Genomic DNA, 1279 nt, shown 5'->3' with positions numbered 1-1279 from the left:
GCTCCTCACCCGTTTTAGTGGACACCTCCTCATCACTTTGAGGAGGCTAACATGCCTAGATATACCCAACCTAGAAAGACTTGGTTTTACCCCGTTAATTTCAAAATCAAAGCAGTCGAACTAAGCTTACGAGACGATGTCATGTCAAAGGACGTTGCCGAGGCGCTGGATATTCATCCGTTAATGCTTAGTCGTTGGCGAAAAGAGTATCGAGAAGGTAAGTTTAAAAACACGCCGCGCCATCAAAGCAACAACAAAACAATGAGTAAACTCCCAACAAAAAAAGAGCTGGATAACATTCAAAAGCTTAAGAAAGAAAATGAGCGTCTCAAGCAGGAGAATGACCTGCTAAAAAAGTGGCAACGGTATCTGGCGGAAGTACATCAGAACGATTTGGATTCATCCAAAAGTTCGGACAAGCCTTAGGCGTCAAATACTTGTGTTCTTGGCTTAATGTGTCGCGTAGTGGGTTCTATGCTTGGCGTGAGCGTACAGTGTCAGCTAGAGCGCTGTCAGATGCTAATTTGTTGCTGAAGATAAAACACGTCTTCAATGTCAATCATCAAACCTATGGTAGCCCACGCGTATTTCATGCGCTAAAAAAAGAAGGTGTAAACACAAGCCAAAAACGTGTTGCCCGCTTAATGCGAGAAAACGGTTTAAGAGCTAGGGCGCTTAAGACTTACAGTAAACCGGCGAAGGTTAAGTTCTTTTATAAAGAGATAGAAAATAAACGCAAAGATAGTGAAAAGGCCACAGCAATCAACCAACAGTGGTCTGGCGATATTACGTATTTAAAAGTCGGGGCTCGTTGGCATTACCTTGCAGTGGTTATCGACTTATATTCACGTCGAGTAATCGGCTGGGCGTTTGGTAAAAACAAAACAACGGAGCTTACGTTAAAGGCGCTAAGGCTTGCGATAAAAAAACGACAGCCAACAGAAAGTGTATTATTTCACACTGACCGAGGTGCAGAATACCGTGCTCACGTTGTACAAAAGTATTTGGCTAGCAAAAACATCAAAGCCAGTATGAATAGGCCTGGGTGTTGTACTGACAACGCAGAAGTCGAGTCGTTCTTTCATTCGCTTAAAGCAGACTTAATTCGAGGAAATAAATTTGAGAGTAGCGGTAAACTATTATCAAAATTAAAGGTTTACCTAAATTACTTTTACAATAGACAGCGATTGCATTCGAGTTTAGGATATAAATCACCTGCCGAGTTTGAATCGGCAGTTAATTGAAACGTGGACGGTGTCCACTTTATCGGGTGAAGATC

At 42.2% G+C, this 1279-nt stretch carries 1 protein-coding gene; it reads left to right on the top strand.

The genetic code is table 11. The features are described from left to right. Positions 1 to 51 precede the first annotated feature (51 nt). Positions 52 to 1244, top strand: a protein-coding gene (locus P20480_RS19350; RefSeq protein ID WP_086007403.1) for an IS3 family transposase whose coding sequence is annotated in 2 segments (ribosomal slippage) — positions 52 to 357 and positions 360 to 1244 — 1191 coding nt in all. Because the reading frame shifts where the segments join, the coding sequence is not laid out codon by codon here. Positions 1245 to 1279 lie beyond the last annotated feature (35 nt).

It is taken from the genome of Pseudoalteromonas sp. BSi20480 (assembly GCF_000241365.1).
GTDB classification, from domain to species: Bacteria; Pseudomonadota; Gammaproteobacteria; order Enterobacterales; family Alteromonadaceae; genus Pseudoalteromonas; species Pseudoalteromonas marina.
The sequence above is the reverse complement of the archived record's forward strand: the minus strand, read 5'-3'. Positions and strand labels throughout refer to the sequence as shown.